At 73.6% G+C, this 22,085-nt stretch carries 21 protein-coding genes; 11 read left to right on the plus strand and 10 right to left on the minus strand.

What is annotated here, in order from left to right:
• Positions 1-31 precede the first annotated feature (31 nt).
• The 3 genes from ACFQ8T_RS20635 to ACFQ8T_RS20645 are packed head-to-tail and all read left to right on the plus strand — an operon-like array spanning position 32 to position 1,994.
• Positions 32-970: an EamA family transporter gene (locus tag ACFQ8T_RS20635; protein WP_430548337.1), complete on the plus strand. Its 939-nt coding sequence runs from the start codon at positions 32-34 to the stop codon at positions 968-970.
• Between the two features lie 10 nt (positions 971-980).
• Positions 981-1,412, plus strand: coding sequence for a helix-turn-helix domain-containing protein (locus tag ACFQ8T_RS20640; protein WP_430548338.1), 432 nt, complete (start codon positions 981-983; stop codon positions 1,410-1,412).
• A 12-nt stretch (positions 1,413-1,424) separates the two neighbouring features.
• Complete coding sequence (locus ACFQ8T_RS20645; RefSeq protein WP_430548339.1) at positions 1,425-1,994, plus strand: YciI family protein; 570 nt, start codon at positions 1,425-1,427, stop codon at positions 1,992-1,994.
• 10 nt (positions 1,995-2,004) lie between these two features.
• Here ACFQ8T_RS20645 and ACFQ8T_RS20650 read toward each other — a convergent pair whose 3' ends face one another.
• From ACFQ8T_RS20650 to ACFQ8T_RS20665, 4 genes are all read right to left on the minus strand, one after another.
• On the minus strand, positions 2,005-2,637 hold the full coding sequence (locus ACFQ8T_RS20650; protein WP_430548340.1) for a ClpP family protease: 633 nt from the start codon (positions 2,635-2,637) through the stop codon (positions 2,005-2,007).
• Positions 2,637-3,278 carry a ClpP family protease gene (locus ACFQ8T_RS20655; RefSeq protein WP_430548341.1) on the minus strand — a complete coding sequence of 214 codons (642 nt, stop codon included), beginning with the start codon at positions 3,276-3,278 and terminating at the stop codon, positions 2,637-2,639. The genes ACFQ8T_RS20650 and ACFQ8T_RS20655 overlap by 1 nt, the downstream gene beginning before the upstream one ends.
• Before the next feature lie 102 nt (positions 3,279-3,380).
• Complete coding sequence (locus tag ACFQ8T_RS20660; protein WP_430548342.1) at positions 3,381-5,879, minus strand: hypothetical protein; 2,499 nt, start codon at positions 5,877-5,879, stop codon at positions 3,381-3,383.
• A 143-nt stretch (positions 5,880-6,022) separates the two neighbouring features.
• Positions 6,023-6,544, minus strand: a complete 522-nt coding sequence (locus tag ACFQ8T_RS20665; RefSeq protein ID WP_430548343.1) for a MarR family winged helix-turn-helix transcriptional regulator — start codon at positions 6,542-6,544, stop codon at positions 6,023-6,025.
• A gap of 135 nt (positions 6,545-6,679) precedes the next feature.
• Here ACFQ8T_RS20665 and ACFQ8T_RS20670 point away from each other — a divergent pair, with 135 nt between their 5' ends.
• Both ACFQ8T_RS20670 and ACFQ8T_RS20675 read left to right on the plus strand, forming a co-directional pair.
• Positions 6,680-7,912 carry an MFS transporter gene (locus ACFQ8T_RS20670; protein WP_430548344.1) on the plus strand — a complete coding sequence of 411 codons (1,233 nt, stop codon included), beginning with the start codon at positions 6,680-6,682 and terminating at the stop codon, positions 7,910-7,912.
• A gap of 201 nt (positions 7,913-8,113) precedes the next feature.
• On the plus strand, positions 8,114-11,512 hold the full coding sequence (locus ACFQ8T_RS20675) for an efflux RND transporter permease subunit (RefSeq protein ID WP_430548345.1): 3,399 nt from the start codon (positions 8,114-8,116) through the stop codon (positions 11,510-11,512).
• Positions 11,513-11,528: 16 nt separating this feature from the next.
• Here ACFQ8T_RS20675 and ACFQ8T_RS20680 read toward each other — a convergent pair whose 3' ends face one another.
• Complete coding sequence (locus ACFQ8T_RS20680) at positions 11,529-12,395, minus strand: ABC transporter permease subunit (protein WP_430548346.1); 867 nt, start codon at positions 12,393-12,395, stop codon at positions 11,529-11,531.
• Positions 12,392-13,360, minus strand: coding sequence for an ABC transporter ATP-binding protein (locus tag ACFQ8T_RS20685; protein ID WP_430548347.1), 969 nt, complete (start codon positions 13,358-13,360; stop codon positions 12,392-12,394). Before ACFQ8T_RS20685 ends, ACFQ8T_RS20680 begins: the two co-directional genes overlap by 4 nt.
• A 141-nt stretch (positions 13,361-13,501) precedes the next feature.
• Here ACFQ8T_RS20685 and ACFQ8T_RS20690 point away from each other — a divergent pair, with 141 nt between their 5' ends.
• A complete protein-coding gene (locus ACFQ8T_RS20690) occupies positions 13,502-14,332 on the plus strand; it encodes an inositol monophosphatase family protein (protein ID WP_430548348.1) in 831 nt (276 codons plus the stop codon).
• Between the two features lie 105 nt (positions 14,333-14,437).
• Positions 14,438-15,316 carry a Bax inhibitor-1/YccA family protein gene (locus ACFQ8T_RS20695; protein WP_430548349.1) on the plus strand — a complete coding sequence of 293 codons (879 nt, stop codon included), beginning with the start codon at positions 14,438-14,440 and terminating at the stop codon, positions 15,314-15,316.
• Between the two features lie 40 nt (positions 15,317-15,356).
• On the opposite strand, the gene ACFQ8T_RS20700 is transcribed toward ACFQ8T_RS20695, so the two are convergent.
• The 3 genes from ACFQ8T_RS20700 to ACFQ8T_RS20710 are packed head-to-tail and all read right to left on the minus strand — an operon-like array spanning position 15,357 to position 17,597.
• Positions 15,357-16,109 carry a hypothetical protein gene (locus ACFQ8T_RS20700; RefSeq protein WP_430548350.1) on the minus strand — a complete coding sequence of 251 codons (753 nt, stop codon included), beginning with the start codon at positions 16,107-16,109 and terminating at the stop codon, positions 15,357-15,359.
• Positions 16,106-16,729, minus strand: coding sequence for a TetR/AcrR family transcriptional regulator (locus ACFQ8T_RS20705; RefSeq protein WP_430548351.1), 624 nt, complete (start codon positions 16,727-16,729; stop codon positions 16,106-16,108). Before ACFQ8T_RS20705 ends, ACFQ8T_RS20700 begins: the two co-directional genes overlap by 4 nt.
• Complete coding sequence (locus tag ACFQ8T_RS20710) at positions 16,716-17,597, minus strand: alpha/beta fold hydrolase (protein ID WP_430548352.1); 882 nt, start codon at positions 17,595-17,597, stop codon at positions 16,716-16,718. Before ACFQ8T_RS20710 ends, ACFQ8T_RS20705 begins: the two co-directional genes overlap by 14 nt.
• A 154-nt stretch (positions 17,598-17,751) precedes the next feature.
• Here ACFQ8T_RS20710 and ACFQ8T_RS20715 point away from each other — a divergent pair, with 154 nt between their 5' ends.
• Positions 17,752-18,180 (plus strand): YciI family protein, encoded by a 429-nt coding sequence (locus tag ACFQ8T_RS20715; RefSeq protein ID WP_430548353.1) that lies wholly within the window; start codon positions 17,752-17,754, stop codon positions 18,178-18,180.
• Positions 18,177-19,490 (plus strand): RNA polymerase sigma factor, encoded by a 1,314-nt coding sequence (locus ACFQ8T_RS20720; protein WP_430548354.1) that lies wholly within the window; start codon positions 18,177-18,179, stop codon positions 19,488-19,490. Before ACFQ8T_RS20715 ends, ACFQ8T_RS20720 begins: the two co-directional genes overlap by 4 nt.
• Before the next feature lie 84 nt (positions 19,491-19,574).
• Here the strand turns inward: ACFQ8T_RS20720 and ACFQ8T_RS20725 are convergent, their stop codons facing one another.
• The gene (locus ACFQ8T_RS20725; RefSeq protein ID WP_430548355.1) at positions 19,575-20,546 is read right to left on the minus strand and encodes a DMT family transporter; all 972 of its coding nucleotides are present in this window, start codon (positions 20,544-20,546) and stop codon (positions 19,575-19,577) included.
• An 83-nt stretch (positions 20,547-20,629) separates the two neighbouring features.
• Here ACFQ8T_RS20725 and ACFQ8T_RS20730 point away from each other — a divergent pair, with 83 nt between their 5' ends.
• The gene (locus ACFQ8T_RS20730; RefSeq protein ID WP_430548356.1) at positions 20,630-21,535 is read left to right on the plus strand and encodes a LysR family transcriptional regulator; all 906 of its coding nucleotides are present in this window, start codon (positions 20,630-20,632) and stop codon (positions 21,533-21,535) included.
• Between the two features lie 79 nt (positions 21,536-21,614).
• Positions 21,615-22,016: an FKBP-type peptidyl-prolyl cis-trans isomerase gene (locus tag ACFQ8T_RS20735; protein WP_429733276.1), complete on the plus strand. Its 402-nt coding sequence runs from the start codon at positions 21,615-21,617 to the stop codon at positions 22,014-22,016.
• The last annotated feature ends 69 nt before the right edge of the window (positions 22,017-22,085 follow it).

Raw genomic sequence — 22,085 nt, forward strand, 5'->3', positions numbered from 1 at the left:
CTTCAATGTCTGCCCGGGTGAGGCTGGGCGCATGCCCGCCCGCCACCGGCTGCTCGCCGTCCTCGTCGCCCTCCTGTGGGGGCTGAACTTCATCGCCATCGACGCGTCGCTGCAGCACTTCCCGCCGATGTTCCTCGTCGCGCTGCGGTTCGCGCTCATCGCGCTGCCCACCGTCTTCCTGGTGCCGTGGCCGGACGTGCCCGTGCGCTGGGTGGTCGGCTACGGGCTCGGGTTCGGCGCGCTGCAGTTCCTCTTCCTGTACTGGGGGATGGCGGCGGGGATGCCCGCCGGCCTCGCGTCGCTCGTGCTGCAGATGTCGGGCCCGTTCACCGTGCTGCTGGGCGCCACGTTCCTGCGGGAGCGGGTGACCGGCCGGCAGGTCCTCGGGATCCTCGTGGCCGTCGGCGGACTCACCCTCGTGGCGTGGCAGCAGGCCGCGACCGCCACGGTCGTGCCCTTCCTGCTCACGCTGGCCGGCGCGTTCGGCTGGGCGATCGGCAACGTCTGCAACCGGCAGGCGAAGCCGCAGAGCCCGCTGCGCCTCACCCTGTGGATGTCGGTGGTGCCGCCGCTGCCGATGCTCGCGCTCTCGCTGCTGGTCGAGGGCCCCGGCGAGATCGCCCGCTCGCTCACCTCCTGGGACGACCCCGCGGCCGTGGGCGCCGTCGTCGGCCTCCTGTACACGGTGGTGGTCGCGACGGTGCTCGGCTCCGGCGTCTGGACCTGGCTCATGGCCCGCCACCCCGCGGGCGTGGTCGCCCCGTTCTCCATGCTCGTGCCGGTGGTCGGGATGTCGGCGGCCTGGCTGCTGCTCGGCGAACGGGTGACCCCGCTCGAGGGCGTGGGCGCAGCGTTCGTCGTCGGCGGGGTGCTCTACGGCAGCAGCCGGGCCGCGCGGCGGCTTCTGCCGTCAGCAGAACGGCCGACCGCGGCGCCGCTGGCGGAGCCCACCGGGGCCGGTCGCGGGTAGCGTCGTGGGCATGACAGCGGACACACGGGTCGACACCATGGTCCACGCCACGATCCGCGGTGCGGCCGAGGTGGAGCACGTGCGCGAGCCGCTGCTGCGGCACCTGGTCGGGGCGATCCTGCGCCGGGCGCGCCTGGGGCAGGGCCGCACCCTGCAGGAGGTCTCGCAGGCGGCGCGCATGTCGACGGCGTACCTGTCCGAGGTGGAGCGCGGCCGCAAGGAGGCGTCGTCCGAGATGCTCGCCGCGGTGTGCGCGGCGCTCGGCATCCGGCTCGTGGACCTCGTCGCCGAGGCGCACGACGCGCTCGCCGCGAGCGCCGAGCAGCAGCAGCGCGTCCGGGTGCTCACGTCGCTGCGCGACCGGTCGCCGTCGTCGTCCCGGCACGTGCGCTCGGCCGCCGCGCGCTCGACGACGTCGGACGTCGTCGCCCTCGCCGCGTAGGAACCGGGCGGCGTGGAGTTCTTCGTCTTCCACCGTGATCGTGCCGGCTCGCGCGCTCTGCGAGAGGCGCTCAACGAGGAGCACCTGGCCTACATGGACCGGTTCGCGGACGGGATGATCGCGCGCGGCCCGACGACGACGGACGACGGCGAGACGCTCACCGGCAGCGTGCACGTCCTCGACCTGCCCGGGCCCGCCGACGCCCGGGCGTTCGCGTTCGACGAGCCCAACTACCAGGCCGGTGCGTACCGCGACGTGCTGCTGCGACGGTGGCGCGACCTGCTCGGGCGCACGATGTGGGAGTCCCCCGGCGGGCCGGGGGACGGCCCACGGTTCCTGGTCCTCGGGCTCGGGTGGCGGGGGAGCGGCGAGCCGCTCGTCGCGGCCGGTGCGCGGGTCGGCCTCGTCGCGGCGGGCCACCTCCTGTCCGACGACGGCGCCGTCGTCCTCGGGGCGGCCGCGCTGGTCGAGGCCGCCGGGCCCGACGACGCCCGCCGGGTGCTGGTCGTGGACGACTACGCGGACGTCGAGGTCCACGACTGGCACGTCGGCGGGCGCCCGGCGGCTCGGGACGACACCTAGGTCGGGACGGCTAGGCCGCGGCGCGGTCCGACAGCTTGCGCGAGGTGACGACGGCGTCCGCCACCCCGTAGTCGACGGCGCCCTGCGCCGACAGGATGAGGTCGCGGTCGGTGTCGGTGCGCAGCCGTTCCACGGTCTGCCCGGTGTGCCGGGCCAGGAGCTGCTCGGTCTCGGCGCGCAGGCGCAGCACCTCGCGCGCCTGGATGGCGAGGTCGGACACGGTGCCCTGCCCCTGGGTGGACGGCTGGTGCAGCAGCACCCGGGAGTGCTCCAGCACCGTGCGCTTGCCGGGCGTCCCGGCGGCCAGCAGCACCGCGGCGGCGGACGCGGCCTGGCCCATGCAGGTGGTGGCGACGTCGCTGCGCACGTACTGCATCGTGTCGTAGATCGCGGTCATGGCCGTGGCCGAGCCGCCGGGGGAGTTGATGTACAACCCGATCTCCTGCTCGGGCGCCTCGGACTCCAGGTGCAGCAGCTGCGCCATGACGACGTTCGCCACGCCGTCGTCGATCTCCGTGCCGAGGAAGATGATGCGGTCGCGCAGGAGCCGGCTGAAGACGTCCGAGTAGCGCTCGCCCAGCGGCGTGCGCTCGACGACGTTCGGGATCGTGTAGCTCATCCGCTCGTTCATCGTCGTCGTCATCACAGCCCCGCCCTCCGGCCGGCGGCCGACGGCCGCACGTCCTCCACGCTCTCGACGATCCGGTCGACCATGCCGTACTCGACCGCCTCGGTGGCGGTGAACCAGCGGTCGCGGTCGCTGTCGGAGGCGATCTGCTCCACGGTGCGGCCCGTGTGCTGCGCGGTGAGCTCGTGCATCACGCGCTTGGTGTGCTCGAGGTTCTCCGCCTGGATCGCGATGTCGACGGCAGTGCCCCCGATGCCGGCCGACGGCTGGTGCATCATCACCCGCGTGTGCGGCAGCGCGTACCGCTTGCCCTTGGTGCCGGTGGTGAGGAGGAACTGGCCCATGCTGGCGGCGAAGCCGAACCCGACCGTCACGACGTCGTTCGGCAGCAGCCGCATGGTGTCGTAGATGCCGAGCCCCGCGGTGACGGAGCCGCCGGGGGAGTTGACGTACAGGGCGACGTCGGACCGCGGGTCCTCCGCCGACAGCAGCAGGAGCTGCGCGACGACGCGGTTCGCGACGGCGTCGTCGATCTCGGTGCCGATCACCACGATGCGCTGGTGCAGCAGCCGCGCGGTGAGCTGGTCGTCGAAGGCGGGCGCGGTGGGCGGTGCCGGTGTGCTCAGGGTCGGTGTGTCCTGGGTCGGTGTGCTCATGTCCCCACCGTCCGACGACGGTGGCCGCAGCGGGAGGGTTCTCTGCCGGGAGCGCATCTGCTCAGGGCAGATCCGGCGGGAACCCTCTCGCGGGGCGGGCGGTCAGAGTCGCGGGAACCAGCGCCGTCGGACACCGACGAGGACGAGCCCCACGAGCACCAGGACGATCGCCGCCACCATCAGCCCGACGTCACCGAAGCCGGTGGATGCCAGCGCGCCCGGCAGCGGGGCCTGGGACGACGGCGGTGCGTCGGCGTGCGGTGCCCCGGGCCGTTCGTCACCTCGACCGGCGGGCCCGTCGGAGGCGTCCGGGGGCACCGCGTCGTCGCTGCCGTCGCCACTGTTGCCACCACCGCCACCGCCGTTGCCACCGCCGTTGCCACCGCCGTTGCCACCGTCGCTACCGCCATCGCCCGGCGGGTCGGTCGGGTCTGGCTCGCCCGGCGGGTCGGTCGGGTCTGGCTCGTCCGGCGGGTCGGTGGGGTCGGACTCCTCGGGTTCGGCGAGCGTCCCGCCGCCGAGCCATGCCGTCGTGGTCGCGTCGTCGAGCGTGCTGACCTCGTCTCCCTGCGGCGCCTGGACGCCCACGGGAAGGCTCGTCGCCTCGAACCGAGCGCTGCGGACGGTACGTGGCAGCTTCGGGTGGTCGCGCTCGAACTCCGCCTTCGGCGTCTGGTCCCGCGGCGCGTCGGGGAGCACGATGCCGCCGAAGATCTCGATGTAGAACTCCTGCTCGCCGTGCTCGTACTCGTAGCGGTACTGCACCGTCTTCAGCAGCTCGCGGTACTCGTCGTACACGTCCTTCGGGTCGTACTCGGTGCGCGCCGGCCAGGCGCTGACGTCGCCCGAGCCGATGACGTCGTGGAAGGCACCCGGGCGCTCCGCGTCGCGGTCCTTGATCCACTCGGCGGCGACCCGGGCCGTGTAGACGCGGCGCAGGTCTGCGTACTCGGGGGCGGAGTTGACGTAGTCCTCGAGCGGTTGCTCGAAGTCGTCGACGATGCGCTGCGTGTTCCGCTCGACCATCTTCGGGGGCGCGTCCCGGCAGACCTCGTTGCCCGGTACCTCCCAGTCCACGTCGAACGGCTCGATCTGAACCTGCAGCGGGGCGTCCAGGATGTAGAGCTGGTCGTCCTCGACACGCACCTTGGCCGGCTGCGGCTCGATCCACAGCCGGGTCCAGTCGGAGCAGATCAGGCCGTCGTCGGTGCGCTCCAGCGACTCCCAGTGCTTCTTGCCCTGCTCCGTCTCGGGGCGCATGAGGTCGTTGAGGCTCTGCTTCATCTCCAGGTCCGCCTCGAGCAGCACGCGACCGGCGTCGGTGGAGCCGAACTCCTCGTCGACGATGGTGTCCGGCGTGTCCGGGTTGAGGTTCACCCAGAACTGCTCGGGGTCGAGCGCGAGCCACGTCATGAGGGCGTCGGAGGACAGGTCCAGCGCGGCCTCGCCTCCGTACCCGGGTTCCGCCACGCCGTCGTCGGGGAGCTCGTCCGCCGAGAAGGCGTACCCGTAGTCGCCCGCCTTCGGGTCATCGGTGACGTAGCGCAGCTCGAGGGAGCGCCAGTCGATCCCGCCGGGGCTGCGCGGCATGAACCCCTGCCGGCGGCCGTCGGCGCCGAACGAGGCCTGCATCCGCTGGCCCTCGCGGGCGAGCGCCGGGGTGCGTCCCGACCGCTGGGCGAGGTCCTTCGCCGGTCCCGCCGTCGAGCGGCGCGGGCACGTCGCCGAGAGCGTGGACGGGCCGGCGGACTTCGGGGTGGGCCCGCACGTCGGGTTCATCGCGGTGCTCGACGACGGTGACGGGTTCTTCTGGACCGCGGTGGAGCGCAAGGTCGTGTGCTCCACCTTGTGCGTGCGCATCTGCTCGAGCTGCTTCGGTGTCGGCTCCTTGCTGAAGATGTAGACGACGCGCCAGCCCTTCGCGCGCAGCGCGGCGTCGGCCTTGAGCTGGCTGGCGCGCAGCGAGGAGTTCCCGGACTTGACCTCGTACGCGATCTTGAGGGTCCGGTTGACCGAGTCGTAGCGGCGGTTGGAACCGAGCTTCTGCTCCTTCGCCAGCTTGGTGTCCTCGCACATCCAGCTCGGGCCGCCGAGCTTGAGCCGCCGACCCACGTTCCCGTGGAACGCGTCGCCGCGGGCGTCGTTGGCCTGGTTCGGGATGTAGGAGTTGCGCCACTGGTCCCACCCCCACGTGCCCTTGTAGACGTTCCATCGCCGGATCATGCGGTCGCGGGAGCCGACCGGGAACGTCTTGTAGCTCCCCTTGAGCTTCTTCAGCTCGGCCTTCGTCGGCTCCTTCTCGCCGCTGAGGTGCTCGGCCGGGTTCTCGTACTCGTAGTCGGCGATCGTCTCGGCGTGGCCGCTGGGCAGGCCGCCGCCGGGCAGGTCGACGGGATCTGCCGCTTCCGAGATGCCGTCGATGAGCTCGTCGCACTGGACGTTGAACTTGGGCGCGCCCTCGCTGGCGAGTCCGGGCACCAGCACGAGGGAGACGGCGAGCACGAGGGCTGTGGCCACGGCGGACGCGACGGCGCGTCGCAGACGGTCGCGTCGCAGCACGGCGGCGGTGGACTCGTCGACCTCGTTGGCGTGCCTGCTCACGACGCTCTCCTTCGACGCGGGGTGGGTCTGCCGCCGGGGTGGTCACACGTCTGTGACGCAGGCAACCCTCCCGACGGTAGCCAGGAGCGACCGGTTCTGCGCTCGTGACAAATATTGCGCGAGGCAACCGAGTGTCGCGACGGTCAGGCCGGGGGCGTGTCCCGCTTGTAGGCGTCGAGGTCGGCGTTGAGGCGCTCGACGAGCTCGGCGAGCAGGGTGCGGTCGGCGGGGCTCCAGTCGGCGAGCACGGTGGAGTAGGTGGCGCCGCGCCGGCGTCGCTGCGCGCGCAGGGCGTCCCGGCCGCCGGCGGTCGCGGAGACGAGGACGGCGCGCCCGTCGTGGGGGTCGCGGGAGCGCTGCACGTGGCCCGCCCGTTCGAGGGCGACGACCTGGCGCGTCACGGTGGAGGCGTCGATCCCGAGGAGGTCCGCGAGCGCCTGGACGCGCTGGGGGCCGCCGTCGCGCAGGGCGTGCAGCAGCAGGTAGCCGGAGCGGTCGAGGTCGTGGCCGCCGGTCCGGACGGTGGTCGCCGCGGTGGTGCGCTCGGCGCGGCGCAGCAACTGGGCGAGGCCGAGCTCGACGCGGGCGACGACCTCCGCCGTCGCGGCGTCGTCGCCCTGGTCGGGGTGCTTCTTCTCGACATTGTTTCCCCGGGAAGCGGTCATAGGTGTATCCTACAGGTAATTGCCTGCACCATGCAGGTATCTCGGCGCCCGAACGGCCCGTGGCCGACGACGACGACGGCGCAGCAACCAGCAGACGACGCCCGCGACCGACCGTGGGGCAGGAGTGAGGAGTCCGTGGCAGGCACACGCAACGAACCGAACAAGACCGCGATCTACGCGACCGCGCTAACGGCGTTCTTCGCGATCGCCGGCATCGCCGTCGTCGACCCGATCCTCCCGGTGATCGGGGAGGCCATCGGCGCCACCACGTGGCAGATCGAGCTCCTGTTCACCGCGTACATCGCGGTCATGGCCGTCGGCATGATCCCGGCCGTGCTGGCCACGGGGAAGTTCGGCTACAAGAAGATCCTCGGCACCGGCGTCACCATCGTCGCGATCGCCGCGATCCTCGCCGCGCTGAGCACGTCGATCGGCCAGCTCGCCGCACTGCGCGGCCTGTGGGGCCTCGGCAACGCGATGTTCTTCGCCACCGCGATGGTGCTGCTCGTCTCGCTCGCCAACGACCGCGAGTGGGTCGTCGGCATCTTCGAGACCTGCGTCGGCCTCGGGTTCGCCGTCGGCCCCCTCATCGGCGGCCTGCTCGGCAGCATCAGCTGGCGCGTGCCGTTCTTCGCGTGCGGCCTGTTCATGATCGTCGCCCTCGCGATGTCGATCACGAAGCTCAAGGACCCGGCCGAGAAGCCGGCCCCGCTGCACGTCGGCCAGGTCTTCGGGCTCTTCCGCAAGCCCGCGTTCCTCGCGCTCGCTGTCGTCACCGCCACGTACAACTTCGTCTTCTTCATCATCCTCGGCTACACGCCGATCTTCCTCGGGCTCGACGTCGTCCCCCTCGGCCTGGTGTTCACCGCCTGGGGCCTCGGCCTCGCGTTCGGCATCCTCGTCGTCGGCCACAAGCTCGCGCACACGATCGGCGCCGTGCAGACCCTGGGCATCGCCGTCGCCGGCGTGCTCGTCATGACGCTGCTGCTCGCCCTCGGCCTCCCGACGGCGGCCTCGATCGTCGTGCTCGTCGTCGCCGGCGTGTTCATGGGCATCGCCAACGCGATCCTCACCGACCTGTCGCTCGCGCTCGGCGACCCCGACCGCCGCGTCACCACCGGAGCCTTCAACCTCGTGCGCTGGGGCTTCGCCGCGCCGGCCCCGGTCATCGCCGGGCTGCTGCACCCGGTCGGCGCCTCCGCCCCCTACTGGGTCGGCGTCGGCGTGCTGGCCGTGGGCGTGATCGTCTTCCTGCTCACCGCGCACAAGATGGCCGGCCAGCTCGGGGAGAAGGTGCTGTGGTCGCGCTGGAACAAGGCGGCCGCCGCCGTCGAGGGCACGCCCGAGGAGGCCATGTCCGAGCTGTGACGGTTCCTCGGGACGTCGGACCGGGGAGGGTGACGGCGGGCGCCGGGCGGAGCACCGCCCGGCGCCCTTCGGCTCTCCGTGGGCCGCCGTCCGACTTTCGGACGATGTGCCGGGGAACTCGGGCGGCGTATCGTCCGTTCAGCCCAAGCGTCACGACAGCGGAGTCGTGCCCCACCTGCCGACCGCCCGTCTGGAGTGAGCGTGTTCCGACTTGCCCGCCTGTCCCTGGCGAACCGCGCCGTCGTCGCCCTCGCGACGATCGCGATCTTCGTCTTCGGGGCGATGAGCCTGGGCTCCCTCAAGCAGGAGCTCATCCCGTCCCTGGAGCTCCCGGCGGGCGCGGTCGTCGCGACCTACCCGGGCGCGTCGCCGGAGGTGGTCGAGCAGCGCGTCACCGAGCCGCTCGAGGCCGCCGCGCAGTCCGTCGAGGGCATCGAGTCCGTCGGCTCGACGGCGTCCACCGGCAGCTCGGTCACCACCGTGCAGTTCGAGTACGGCACCGACATGGACGCGGCCACCCAGCGGCTCCAGACCGCCGTCACCCGCATCCAGTCCCAGCTCCCGGAGGACGTCGAGCCGCAGGTCGTCACGGGCTCGCTCGACGACCTGCCCGTGATCCAGCTCGCGGCCGCCGCGAGCCAGGACACGGACGAGGACCTGGACGCCGCGGCGCTCGCGGACACCGTCGACAGCGTCGTCGTGCCCGCGCTCGAGGACCTGGACGGCGTGCGCTCCGTCGCCGTCACCGGCGGCGAGACCGACCAGGTGCTGGTCGACGTCAAGACGAAGAAGCTCGCCGAGGCGGGCCTCACGACGCAGGACGTCGCCGACGTGCTCAAGGACAACGGCGTGGTGCTCCCGGCGGGCACCATCACCGACGACGACGTCACCTACTCCGTCCAGGCCGGCTCCAGCATCGACAGCGTCAAGGAGCTCAAGGCGCTGCCGCTCGTGCCCGACCCGGCCGCCGCGGGCGCGACGACGGGCGCGGGCGACGCGACCGGCGGCACCACCGGCGAGGTCGGCGACGGCACGGGCGCCCCGCCCGCGGCCGACGGCTCCGCGCAGGACCCCGCGCAGGGCGCCGAGGGCGCCACCGCCCCGCAGACCCCGGCCGCCCCCGAGCCCGTGACGCTCGCCGACGTGGCCACCGTGAAGGTCGTGCCGGTCGAGGCGACGTCGCACTCCCGGCTCGACGGCGAGTCCTCGCTGGGCGTCGCCATCACCAAGACCCCGGACGGCAACACCGTCGACGTCTCCCACGCCGTCCAGGACGCGATGGACGACCTGAAGCCCGAGCTCGAGGACGCCGGGGTCACCACCGCCGTCGTCTTCGACCAGGCGCCGTTCATCGAGGAGTCCATCGAGGGCCTCGCCACCGAGGGCGGGCTCGGCCTGCTCTTCGCCGTGATCGTCATCCTCGTGTTCCTCGTCTCGCTGCGCTCCACCCTCGTGTCGGCCGTGTCGATCCCGCTGTCGCTGGCCGTGACCTTCGTGGTCATGAACGCCACGGGCTACACGCTCAACATCCTCACGCTGGGCGCCCTGACGATCTCGATCGGCCGCGTCGTCGACGACGCCATCGTGGTCATCGAGAACATCAAGAGACACCTGTCGTACGGCGAGGACAAGAAGGCCGCCATCCTCACCGCCGTGCGCGAGGTGGGCGGCGCGATCACCGCGTCGACCATCAGCACGGTCGCCGTCTTCCTCCCGATCGCGCTGGTCGGCGGCATGGTGGGCGAGCTGTTCCGGCCCTTCGCGATGACGGTCGCGATCGCGATGCTCGCGTCGCTGGTCGTGGCGCTGACGATCGTGCCCGTGCTCGCGTACTGGTTCGTCAAGGCGCCCGCCGTCGCCACGGACCCGGCCGAGGCGGAGCGCGTCCGCGAGGCCGCCGAGGCCAAGGAGCGCCGCGGGCTGTGGCAGCGCGCGTACGTGCCCAGCCTCGGGGCCGCGCTGCGCCACCCGTGGGTCACCCTCGTCGTCGCGGTCGCCGTCCTCGGCGGCACGCTCGCGCTGGTGCCCCGCCTGGAGACCAACTTCATCGGGGACTCCGGCCAGGACACCGTCACCGTGACGCAGACGTTCGAGACCGGCGCGTCCCTCGAGGCGCAGGACGCCGCGGCGGGCGAGGTCGAGGACGCCCTGGCCGGCGTCGACGCCGTCGAGAGCGTGCAGACCACGGTCGGCTCCGGCGACGCCGCGATGGCCGCATTCATGGGCGGCGGGTCCGCGCCGCAGGCCACCTTCGCGATCACCCTCGACGCCGACGCCGACGGCGTCCAGGCGCAGAGCGAGATCCGCGACGCCGTCGAGCCGCTGGCCGACACCGGCGTCACGACCGAGGTCAGCGTCTCCGGCGGGGACTCCGGCTTCGGCTCCAGCACCGTGGACCTCGTCGTGCAGGCGCACGACAGCGACGACCTCGAGTCCGCGGCCCAGCAGGTCACCGACGCGGTGTCCGACCTGGACGGCGTGGCCGAGGTGACCAACGACCTCTCCGCCGCGCAGCAGGTCGTGCAGGTGTCCGTCGACCGCGAGAAGGCCGCCGAGGCGGGCCTGACCGAGACCCAGGTGTCCGGCATCGTGTCGGGCGCGATGGACCCGGAGCAGACCGCCGGCGAGGTGGACCTCGGCGACGGCCCGATCGACGTCGTCGTGAAGACCGGCGACGCCCCGGCCACCCAGGCCGAGATCGAGGACCTCGAGGTCCCGACCGCCGCCGGCATGGTGCCGCTCACCGACGTCGCGACGGTCGAGAAGGTCGACGTGCCGACGTCGATCTCCCGCACCGACGGCCAGCGGTCCGCGACCGTGTCGGTGACGCCCGAGACGCAGGACGTCGGCACGCTCAGCGCCGACATCACCGCCGCGACGGACGAGCTCGACCTGCCCGCCGGCGCGACCGTCGAGATCGGCGGCGTCGCGGCGGACCAGGCCGACGCGTTCTCCGACCTGGGCCTGGCCCTCGTGGCCGCGATCGCCATCGTCTACCTGGTGATGGTCGCGACCTTCGGGTCGCTGGTGCAGCCGCTGATCCTGCTGGTCTCGGTGCCGTTCTCGGCCACCGGCGCGCTGCTGGCCCTGCTCGCCACCGACACCCCGCTGGGCGTCCCGGCGCTCATCGGCGTGCTGATGCTCGTCGGCATCGTGGTGTCGAACGCGATCGTGCTCATCGACCTCATCAACCAGTACCGGGACCCGGCGCACGGGCACCCCCGGTCGCTGGACGAGGCCGTGCGCGAGGGCGCCCGCAAGCGTCTGCGCCCCATCGTCATGACGGCGCTGGCGACGATCTTCGCGCTGACGCCGATGGCGATCGGGCTCACCGGCGGCGGGTCGTTCATCAGCCAGCCGCTGGCGCTGGTGGTCATCGGCGGGCTCATCTCCTCGACGCTGCTCACGCTGTTCGTGGTGCCCGTGCTCTACGAGCTCATCGAGCGCCGCAAGGAGCGCCGCGGGACCAAGCGCGACTCGCGCGTGGTGCGCAAGGCCGAGAAGGCCGAGCGGGCCGCGGCGCGCGCCGCGGAGAAGGCGGAGGCGGCGGAGGAAGCCGCCGCCGTCGCCCGTCGCCAGGCGGGCACCGACCCCGCCTGATCGTGGTGGGCGGCGGTCAGGCGTCCCGGCGCTTGAGCGTGATCGCCGCGGCGACGAGCAGCACCACGGTGTACCCGACGAGGACGGCGTAGCCGACCCACGGGTCGAGCAGCGCGTCCGTCTCCATGCCGCGGGAGATGATCCGCTCCCCGGCGACGCTGGGCAGCAGCTTGTTCACCCAGTCCGTCCACGCGGCGTCGGTGGCCTGGACGACGATGTTGAAGATCAGCGGCACCACGAAGAAGAGGGCGACGATCGTGAAGATCGCGCCCGCGCTGTGCCGCATCAGGGTGCCGACGGCGAGCGCGAACGCGGCCACCGTCGCCAGGTAGAGCACGCAGCCCGCCAGCGCGCGCACCTGCTCGCCGTCGGACAGGTCGACGCTCAGCCCGGCCTCGTCCAGCAGCGGCGCGGTCGCGACGTACGCGATCGCGAGCGCGACGGCGACCACCACGGCGGTGGTCAGCACGATGACGACCAGCTTGGCCCAGAGCACGGGCAGCCGGCGCGGCACGGCGGCGAACGTCGAGCGCACGGTGCCGGTGGAGTACTCGCTGGTGACGATCAGCGACGCGAGCACGCCCACGGCCAGCGCGCCGAACGAGTAGCCGAACGTCACGATCGTCGTGCCGGTGAGGCCGATCGCCTGGAGCCCCGGGTCCTGCGACATGCCCTCGGACATCTCGGGGGTGTCGGCGGCCACGCGCATGATCGCGGCCATCATGAGCGCCAGCCCCACCATGACGACGGCCGTGATCACCACGGTCCATACCGTGGAGCGCAGGGTGCGGAACTTGATCCACTCGCCGCGCAGCACGCGGCCGAAGGTCACGCGGTGCACGACGACGGCCGGCGCGGTCTCGCGGGCGGGTGTGGCGGTCATCGAGGCGCTCCGTCCGTCGTCGCGCCGGTCCCGGCAGCCGTCGCCGGGGCGGCGTCGTCCAGGGCCTCGGCCTGGTACTCGACCGAGTCGGCGGTGAGCTCGAGGTAGGCCTCCTCGAGGGTGGAGGACACCGGGGTCAGCTCGTACAGGACGACGCCGCCCGCGGCGGCGAGCTCGCCCACCCGGGCGGCCTCGACGCCGGTGACCTCGAGGACGCCGTCGTCGGCCGGGGCGACGTCGCCGCCCTCGCGCCGCAGGACTTCTGCGAGGTCGGTGGCCTGCGGCGAGCGCACCCGCACGAGGCGGCGGGAGGCACCGTCGACCAGCTGCTGCACCGGCATGTCCGCGAGGATCCGCCCCCGCCCGATGACGATGACGTGGTCGGCGGTGAGCGCCACCTCGCTCATGAGGTGGCTGGACAGGAACACCGTGCGGCCCTCGCCCGCCAGGAAGCGGGCGAGGTTGCGCACCCACAGCACGCCCTCCGGGTCGAGGCCGTTGACGGGCTCGTCGAGGATGAGCGTGCGCGGGTCGCCCAGCAGCGCCACCGCGATGCCGAGACGCTGCCCCATGCCGAGGGAGAATCCGCCGACGCGCTTGCGGGCCACCGCCGAGAGGCCGGTGAGCTCGACCACCTCGTCCACCCGCGCCGGCGCGATCCCGTGCGTGGCGGCGAGCGCCTGCAGGTGCTGGCGCGCCGTGCGCCCCGGGTGCACCGCCTTCGCCTCGAGCAGCGCGCCCACCTCGGCCAGCGGCCGGGAGTGCTGCGCGTAGGGGCTGCCGTTCACGGTGACCCGGCCGGTCGTCGGCCGGTCCAGGCCCATGATCATCCGCATCGTGGTGGACTTGCCGGCGCCGTTCGGGCCGAGGAAGCCCGTGACCGTGCCCGGCCGCACGGTGAACGTCACGTCGTCCACCGCGAGCTTGGGTCCGTAGCGCTTGGTCAGGCCGTGTGCTTCGATCATGTCGCCCCTGGAGTTCTTCTCGGGTGCCGTCGTCATGCCGTCGTCACGGGGAGCACGGGTCCTTCCCGAGCCTACGTGCGGGTCGACGCCGCGGCATGGGCAGGGGCCGGGTGATCTGCGTCGATCGGGCATGCTGCGGCCATGGACGTGCGTGACCTGCCCGGGGACCTCGACCTCGACCTCGCCCTCGCGGCGGCGCTCTCCGGCGCCGAGCTGGGGCTGCGGTACTTCGCGCACGCGCGGGAGCTGGCGCGGGACCCCAAGCTCGACGGGTCCGTCGTGACCGAGGCCGACCTCGCGGTCGAGGAACGGGTGCGTGCCGTGCTGCTCGCGGCGCGGCCCGACGACGCGTTCCTCGGCGAGGAGACGGGCGTGCTCGGCGCGGGGCACCGCCGGTGGGTGCTGGACGGCATCGACGGGACGCTGGTGTTCGTCGAGGGGGACGACCGGTGGCAGACCCTGGTCGCGCTCGAGGAGGGCGGCGAGGTGACCGTCGGCGTCGCGGTCCTGCCCGCGCAGGGACAGGTCTGGTACGCGGCCCGCGGCCGGGGCGCGTACGTCGCGGACGTCGTCGACGGTCGCGTGACCGGCGCGCGGCGCCTGCGCGTCGGCGCGCCGCCGGGGTCGCTCGGTCCGGTACGGGCGGCGGTGCTGCCCCCGCTCGCGATGGTGCCGGCGCGGTACCGCGCCGAGGTGGAGCCGCTCGTCGAGGTGGTCGAGGTCGCGGAGTGGCGCGTGCACGGCGCCCTGCTCGTCGCGGCCGGCGAGCTCGACCTCGCGGTCCAGGTGGGCGGCAAGGTGTGGGACTACGCGCCGCTGTCCCTCATCGTCACCGAGGCGGGCGGCGTCTTCGGCGGCGACCGCGGGCAGCCGCACCCCGTGACCGGGACCGGGCTGTTCGCCGTCGACGAGGCGACGGCGGAGGCCGCGCGCGGCGTCCTCGGAAAGAGTCGCCGACCTGGGAACGTCTGAGGAACGCCGCGCGTTCACTACGATGGATCGCACGGCCAGCGACCCGGCCCTGCGCGCGCGACGACCCGTCGTCGGGCACCCGGCAGCCGCGACCAGGAGGAGTTCATGACCAACCCCGTCTTCTCGAGCAGCGACGTCTTCGGCGAGCCGCGCCGTACCGGGGCTCGCCAGGGATCCCGCCCCGGCGGCACGACCACTGCGCAGCCGCAGTACGGCGCGTACGGCGCCGGGACCATGGGCGCGCAGGCCACCGACGCCGCGAGCCTCGACGCCATGTACCAGGCGCCGTCCGCCACCACGGCCGACACCAAGCGCCTCACCTACGACGACGTCATCATCAAGACCGGCGGCCTGCTCGCGCTGCTGATCGTGGTGGCGGCCGCGACGTGGAACTTCGCCCCGAACCTCTGGCCGATCGGCATGATCGCCGGCCTGGTGCTGGGGCTGGTGAACGCCTTCAAGAAGAAGCCCAGCCCCGCGCTGATCATCGCCTACACGGTGGCCGAGGGCGTGTTCCTCGGTGGCATCTCGATCGCGTTCGCGTCGATCGCCGTCGGCAGCTCGGGCGCCCCGCTCTCCGGGATCGTGCTGCAGGCCGTCGTGGCGACGCTGGCGACGTTCGCCGCCGCGCTGTTCCTGTTCAAGTCCGGCAAGGTGCGCGTCACGCCGAAGTTCACCCGGTGGCTGCTCATCGCCATGGTGGGCTACCTCGTCTTCTCGCTCGTCAACGTCGTCCTGACCTGGACCGGCGTCCTCGACGGCTGGGGGATGCGCGGCGGCGTGATCGGGATCATCGTCGGGCTCGTCGCGGTCGGCCTGGCCGCCGCGTCGCTCATCGTCGACTTCGACTCGATCAAGCGCGGCGTCGAGCAGGGCGTCCCGGCGCAGTTCGCCTGGACGGCGGCCTTCGGGCTGATCGTCACCCTGGTGTGGCTGTACCTGGAGTTCCTGCGCCTGCTGGCGATCTTCCAGAGCGGCGACTGACCCTTCGGTACGCCTCCGGAACGTACGGCCCGACGGCCGGTCACCCTGCGGGGTGGCCGGCCGTCGTCGTGCCCGGGGCAGATGCGCGCCGTACCGCCCACGCGACCAGCAGGAGCCCGGCGGCGACCAGGACGCCGTGCCCGACGCGCACCGCCGGGGTGCCGAAGAACTGCGGCAGGGAGAGCAGCAGCCCGGCGGCCAGCGGGACGCCGACCCAGCGCGGTCGGAGCGCGCCGCGCCACAGCGCGACGGCGGCGAGGACGCCCGCCGCGGCGATCAGCGCGAGGCCCAGGCCGAAGAGGGTCATCGCGGCAGGCTGCTCGCGGAGCACGTCGACGTCGGCGAGCAGCGCCGGGTCCTGCGTGCGCAGCGCGGCCTGCGCGATCGTGCGGATGCCGAAGATCTCGGCGCCGAAGTAGAGCGAGCTGAGCGCGGCCCCGGCCCAGGCGGTGACGACGGCGGCGGTGGCGGCGCGCGCACCCGGGGCGACGGCGCCCAGGGCCCCGCTCCCGCGCAGCAGCGCCCGCAGGCCGAGGAACGTCGGCGCGAGCAGGTCGAGCCCCGCGATCCCGCACAGGTGCGCCAGCACCCACCGGTCGGAGGCGAACGACTCCGCGAGCGCGACGCTCGGCACGGACTCGTCCGGCCACGGACGGAGCACGGGGAAGAGCAGCAGGAGCACGGCCGCCGCGACGGCGCCGCCCGCGGTCCAGGCTGCGATCCGGGTGGTGGGCGCCGAGCCTGCCGTCGCGGCGGGCGTCGTCGTGCGGGCGGCGTGGGTCGTGCGGGTCATGGCTGCTCCTTCGGTGCGGGCCGCGACGGTGCGGCCGCGAGGGTGGTGACCCCGGCGACGAGCATGTCGACCAGGGCGTCGAAGCTGCGGTCCAGGTCCTCGGGCAGGCGGAAGCCGCCGGAGAGCTCCAGGAGGACGAAGCCGTGCACGCCGGCGCGCACCACGCGGACGGCGTCGATCGTGCGGTCGTCGGGGAGGCCGAAGCCGTGCAGCACCGCCCCGACGAGCGCGACCACGCGGGCCGCGGCGGCGCGGTGCTCGGCGTCCTCGGGGGCGTCGGGGTCGGGGGCGAGCTGGACGGCGGCGTACCGGCCGGGGTGCGCGCGGGCGTAGTCGCGCCACGCGCGGGCGAGGGCGCGCAGGGCGTCGGGACCCGCGCGGCCGACCGTCGCCGCGGCGCTCGCCGTCGTCAGCTCGTCGAGCGCGACCAGCGCGACCTCGCGGCGCAGCGCCGCCAACGAGCCGACGTGCTTGTACAGGCTGGGGGTGGCGACCCCGGCGGACGCGGCGACCTTCGCGAGGGTGAGGTCGGCGAGCCCGGTCGGCCCGCCCGCGTCCACCTGCTCCAGGGCGAGGCGGACCACGGCGTCCCGCGACAGCCCGGCCCTAGGCACGCGCACCCCGCTCGTCGGCGCCGTTCTCCTGGGGGGCCGGGTGGGCGGCCGGCAGACCGGCGAGGAAGTCGAGGACGGCCGGGGTCACGACCTCCGGCGCCTGGTGCTGCGGGTAGTGACCGACGCCGGGCACCAGGAGCTCCTGGCCGTCGAGCGCCTCCCGCATCCGGGCGAGCTCCGCGCCCGCGTCCTTGTAGTCGGGGTCCAGCTCGCCGACGACGACGAGCGACGGAGCCTGCACCGTGGCGACGAGCGGCTCGATCACGGAGTGGTCGAGCGCGACGGCGAGGTCGCGGAAGGAGCGCAGGTGCGCCGCGTCGGCCATGCTGCGGCGGATGCTCGCGACGTGCTCCGCGTGCCGGGGGGACTTGCGGCCCTTGGCGAACATCGAGGTGTAGAGCGACGCCCACGCCGCCGCGCCCCACGGGCGGACGAACAGCGCGCGGTACAGCGCGCGGTTGAACCGCAGCTGTCCGGGGGAGGCGAGCTCGCGCAGGTGCGGGGCGAGCAGCACCAGCCCGCGGACGAGGTCGGGGCGCTCGGCGGCGGCCCACACGGCGGCGGAACCGCCCATGGAGCTGCCCAGCAGCACGGCGGGGCCGGCGTCCAGGTGCTCGACGAGGGCGACGAGGTCGGTGCCGGTGGCGACGTCGCCGTGGGTGGCGAAGGTGGTGTCGGAGTCGCCGTGGCCCCGCAGGTCCGCGACGACCACGCGGTGGCCGGCAGCGACGAGCGCGGGGGCGAGGTCGTCGTAGGTGGAGCGGAGGTCGCCCATCCCGGGGACGGCGACGACGAGCGGGCCGCTGCCCGCGTCGGTGTAGGCGATCCGCCCCTCGGGGCGGGCGAGGTGTCGGAGCTCGAGCTTCCCGGTCATGTCCATAGCCATGAAGCTAATACGATTAGCCAGAGGTTGCAAGAGGTTCCTCGAGAAAACTTCTCGGGCGATGTCGATCCGGCGGTTCCCCGTTCGACCTGGGGATGAGAAGGTCACCACGAGGGTGACCGTGACCACGACAAGGAGCGGGACGATGGCCAAGTACATGCTGATCATGCGGGGGACCGACGAGGGCCAGGCGGCGTTCGAGCAGATGGACTTCACCGAGGTCATCGCCTCGATGGGCCGCTACAACGAGTCGATGATGAACGCCGGCGTGCTCGCCGCGGGCGAGGGGCTGTCCGACGCGTCCGAGGGCGCGGTCGTCGACTTCTCCACCGACACCCCCGTCGTCACCGACGGCCCCTACGGCGAGACCAAGGAGCTGTTCAACGGCTTCTGGATCGTCGACGTCGCCTCCAAGGAGGAGGCGATCGAGTGGGCCAAGCGGGCGCCGCTGAGCGGCGCGGGCACGAAGCTCGAGGTGCGCCGCGTCACCGGCCCGGAGGACTTCCCGCAGGACAACGAGTGGGTGCAGAAGGAGCAGGGGTGGCGCGAGGAGCAGGCCCAGCGGGCCCAGTGAGCGCCGTCGGACCGCACGACGAGGGCCGCGCCGACGACGGTGCGGCCCCTCGTCGCGTCGTCGAGGCCGTCTGGCGCATCGAGTCCAGCCGCATCGTCGGCGCGCTCGCCCGGTACACGAACGACTTCGCGCTCGCGGAGGACGTCGCGTCGGAGGCGCTCGCGGAGGCGCTGGTCGCCTGGCCGCGCGACGGCGTCCCGCGCGACCCGGTCGCGTGGCTGCTCGCGACCGGGCGGCGCCGCGCGATCGACGCGTTCCGGCGGCGCTCCGGACGCGACGAGCGGTACGCGGCACTGGCGCGCGACCTCGGCGAGGGCGGCGCCGTCACGGGCGGGCCGGGCGCCGCCCCGGCACCGGCCGACGACCTGCTGTGGGACCCGGACAAGATCGAGGACGACCGCCTCGCGCTGCTGTTCGTGGCGTGCCACCCCGTGCTGTCCAAGGAGGCGCGGGTCGCGCTGACCCTGCGCGTGGTGGCCGGCCTGGGCAGCGAGGAGATCGCGCGCGCGTTCCTCGTGCCCGTGCCCACGGTGCAGGCGCGCATCACCCGGGCGAAGAAGACGCTGACCGCCGCGCGGGTGCCCTTCGAGGTGCCGGCCGCCGAGGACCGCGCGGAGCGGCTCGGCTCCGTGCTGAACGTCGTCTACCTCATCTTCTCGGAGGGGTCGACGGCGTCGGGCGGCGACGACTGGATGCGGCCCGACCTGGCGTACGAGGCCGTCCGGCTCGCCCGTGTCCTGACGCGCCTCGCGCCCGAGCCGGAGACGTTCGGGCTGCTCGCGCTGCTGGAGCTCACCGCGGCGCGGTTCCCCGCGCGCACCGGGGCGGACGGGGAGCCGGTGCTGCTGGAGGACCAGGACCGGCGCCGCTGGGACAGGTCGGCGGTCCGGCGGGGGCGCGACGCGCTCGCCCGGGCGGTCGCCGTCGGGCGAGGGCTGGGTCCGTACGGGCTGCAGGCCGCCATCGCGGAGCAGCACGACGTCGCGCCGTCCGTCCCCGCGACCGACTGGGAGCGCATCGTCGTGCTCTACGAGGCGCTGGGCCGCGTGGCGCCGTCGCCCGTCGTCGAGCTCAACCGCGCCGTCGCGGTCGCGATGGCGGCGGGCCCGGCCGCCGGGCTCGCCGTCGTGGACGACCTCGTCGCGCACGAGGTGCTGTCCGGGTCGTACCTGCTCCCGTCCGTGCGCGGCGAGCTGCTCGCCCGGCTAGGCCGGAACGACGAGGCGCGCGCGGAGCTGGAGCTCGCCGCCCGCCTGTGCGGCAACGCCCGCGAGCGCGGCGTGCTGGAGGCGAAGGCCGCCGCCCTCTGACCCGCGACCTGTCAGGGCCACGCTCAGGTTCTGATGGTCGTGGTCCTGACAAGTCGCCGGCCCGCAGAGTTGTCAGGACCACGGTCATGGATTCGTGATCCTGGTCCTGACAGGTCGCCGGGGGAGGGTCGCCACGGCGACGCCGGCCAGGGCCAGCACGCCGCCGACGAGCACGACGGGTGCGGGCACCTCGTCGAGCAGGACCCAGGACATCAGCACGACGAGCGGCGGGACGGCGTACGTCGACGCTGCGGCACGACCGGCGCTGACGCGGGCCAGGGTGTACCCCCAGGTGGTGAACGCGATCGCGGTCGGGAACACCCCCAGGTAGACGACGCCGAGCAGGGACGACGACGGCGCGACGGATGCCTGCGAGATCAGCGCGGGCAGGAACGGCAGCGCCGCGACGGTGCCGGCGAGGCAGCCGAGCCAGGTCATGGTGAGCGCGTCGGCGTGGGGGAGCAGGCGCTTCTGCAGCGTGGCGGCGCCGGCGTACAGCACGGCGGAGGCGAGGCCGAGCGCCACGCCGACGGCGTCGAACCGGCCCGTCGTCGTCGCGACGGCGATGACGACGACGCCCGTGAACGCGACGGCGATGCCCGCCAGCAGGCGGCGGGGGAAGCCCTCGCGCAACAGCACGCCCGCCAGGACGGCGACCAGCATCGGCGCGATGTTGACCAGCAGGGCCGTGGTGCCCGCGTCGAGGTGCTGCTCCGCGGCGTTGAGGGTGAGGTTGTACGCGCCGAACCAGGCGACACCCCAGGCGAGGACCAGCAACAGCACCCGCCCCCGGGGGAGCCGGACGGGGGTGCGACGGCGGGCGCGAGCGACGAGCAGGATCACGGTCAGCGCCACGGAGCCGACGGCGACGCGGCCGAGGGTGAGCGCGCCGGCGTCGAGGTCGTGCCCGACGGCGCGCACGCCGACGAATGCCGAGGCCCACAGCACGACGGTGACGGCCATGGCGGCCGCCGTGAGGGCGCCGGCGCGGCGCGGGGTGTTCCCCGGCGTGGCGCTCGGCGCGGGCGGCGCGGTGCGCGCGGTGGTCTCGGCCATGGGAACGATCGTCCCCGACGTGTCTCGTGAGCACCAGTTCAGGTATCTACCGAACGCTTCAGTGTCGCTGTATTGTCGCGAGCATGCTCGACGTCCACCGGCTCCGCGTCTTCCGCTCCGTCGTCGCCAGCGGCTCGGTCGCCGCGGCGGCCGCCAACCTCGGCTACACGCCGTCCGCGGTGAGCCAGCACGTCGCCGCGCTGCAGCGCGAGACAGGGCTCCAGCTGCTCGCCCGGCACGGCCGCGGCGTGCGGCCCACCGCCGCGGGCCAGGCGCTCGCCGCGCAGGCGGACGGGCTGCTCGCCCGCCTCGGGGAGGTGGAGACGTTCGTCGCCGACCTGCGCTCCGGGCGCTCCGGGAGCCTGTCCGTCGCCTATTTCGCCTCCGTCGGGGCGGCGTGGCTGCCGGCCGTCGTCAGCGCGCTCAGCAGCGGGTTCCCCGGCGTGCGGCTCGACCTCGAGCTCACCGAGGAGATCCCCACCGACCCGTCGAAGCGCGCCGACCTGCAGCTCGCCGTCGCGCAGACCGACTTCCGGCCCGCCGCCGGCACGACCGCCCACCACCTGCTCGACGACCCGTACGTCGCCGTCGTCCGCCAGGACCACCCGCTGGCCGGGCGGGACGAGATCGAGCTCGCGGAGCTGGTCGGCGACCGGTGGATCGACAACGACTTCGCCCGCGGCTGGTGCCGCCGCAACCTGCTCGAGGCGTGCCGCGCCGCCGGGTTCAGCCCGGCGTTCGCGGTGGAGGCCCACGACTACCCGACCGCCCTCGCGTTCGTCGCCGCCGGCATCGGCATCACCGTGCTGCCCGCGCTCGGCTCCGCGCGCCCCGCGGCCGGGACGGTGGCCGTGCCCGTGGTGCGGCCCGTGCCGGTACGGTCCATCTACGCCCTGGTGCAGGACGCCGTCGCCGACACCCCGCCGGTGGTGGCCGCGCTCGCGGCGCTGCGCGACGTCGCCGGGTGCCCGGTGCCGTCCGCCGCGTAGGCTGGACGGCGCAGCCCCGCCGGGCATCGCCTGGCCTCTGCACCCCGACTCTGCACGACGACGAAGACGAGGTACCCCTGTGACCACGCTCCCCACCGCCACCGGCGGCTTCGGCGACAAGCCCCAGATCACGTTCCCCGAGGGCGACGCCCCCGCCGGCCTGCAGGTGCAGGTGCTCGAGGAGGGCACCGGCCCGGTGGTCGACGCCGGCCGCACCATCGTCGTCAACTACCTGGGCCAGACCTGGGGCGGCGGCGTGTTCGACAACTCCTACGACCGCGGCCAGACCATCGACTTCCCGATCGGCGTCGGCGCGGTCATCGGCGGCTGGGACAAGGGCCTGGTCGGCCGCAACGTGGGCGACCGCGTGCTGCTGTCCATCCCGTCCGAGCACGGCTACGGCCAGCGCGGCGTGCCGCAGGCCGGCATTCCCGGCGGCGCGACGCTCGTCTTCGTCGTCGACGTCGTCGGCGTGCGCTGACCGCACCCCTCGCCGAACAGGCGGTTGACACCGTGATCGCGCCTGCTGGCGCGCGATCACGGTGTCAAC

Source organism: Isoptericola sp. NPDC056618, from assembly GCF_042792715.1.
GTDB lineage: Bacteria > Actinomycetota > Actinomycetes > Actinomycetales > Cellulomonadaceae > Isoptericola > Isoptericola nanjingensis.

Bases quoted from the DNA above. Each gene is read 5' to 3' on its own strand.
- ACFQ8T_RS20680 (WP_430548346.1), bottom strand. From the start codon at position 12,395: ATGACCGCCACACCCGCCCGCGAGACCGCGCCGGCCGTCGTCGTGCAC.
- ACFQ8T_RS20635 (WP_430548337.1), top strand. From the start codon at position 32: ATGCCCGCCCGCCACCGGCTGCTCGCCGTCCTCGTCGCCCTCCTGTGG.
- ACFQ8T_RS20640 (WP_430548338.1), top strand. From the start codon at position 981: ATGACAGCGGACACACGGGTCGACACCATGGTCCACGCCACGATCCGC.
- ACFQ8T_RS20655 (WP_430548341.1), bottom strand. From the start codon at position 3,278: ATGAGCACACCGACCCAGGACACACCGACCCTGAGCACACCGGCACCG.
- ACFQ8T_RS20665 (WP_430548343.1), bottom strand. From the start codon at position 6,544: ATGACCGCTTCCCGGGGAAACAATGTCGAGAAGAAGCACCCCGACCAG.
- ACFQ8T_RS20685 (WP_430548347.1), bottom strand. From the start codon at position 13,360: ATGATCGAAGCACACGGCCTGACCAAGCGCTACGGACCCAAGCTCGCG.
- ACFQ8T_RS20715 (WP_430548353.1), top strand. From the start codon at position 17,752: ATGGCCAAGTACATGCTGATCATGCGGGGGACCGACGAGGGCCAGGCG.
- ACFQ8T_RS20695 (WP_430548349.1), top strand. From the start codon at position 14,438: ATGACCAACCCCGTCTTCTCGAGCAGCGACGTCTTCGGCGAGCCGCGC.
- ACFQ8T_RS20730 (WP_430548356.1), top strand. From the start codon at position 20,630: ATGCTCGACGTCCACCGGCTCCGCGTCTTCCGCTCCGTCGTCGCCAGC.
- ACFQ8T_RS20700 (WP_430548350.1), bottom strand. From the start codon at position 16,109: ATGACCCGCACGACCCACGCCGCCCGCACGACGACGCCCGCCGCGACG.
- ACFQ8T_RS20725 (WP_430548355.1), bottom strand. From the start codon at position 20,546: ATGGCCGAGACCACCGCGCGCACCGCGCCGCCCGCGCCGAGCGCCACG.
- ACFQ8T_RS20650 (WP_430548340.1), bottom strand. From the start codon at position 2,637: ATGACGACGACGATGAACGAGCGGATGAGCTACACGATCCCGAACGTC.
- ACFQ8T_RS20690 (WP_430548348.1), top strand. From the start codon at position 13,502: ATGGACGTGCGTGACCTGCCCGGGGACCTCGACCTCGACCTCGCCCTC.
- ACFQ8T_RS20710 (WP_430548352.1), bottom strand. From the start codon at position 17,597: ATGACCGGGAAGCTCGAGCTCCGACACCTCGCCCGCCCCGAGGGGCGG.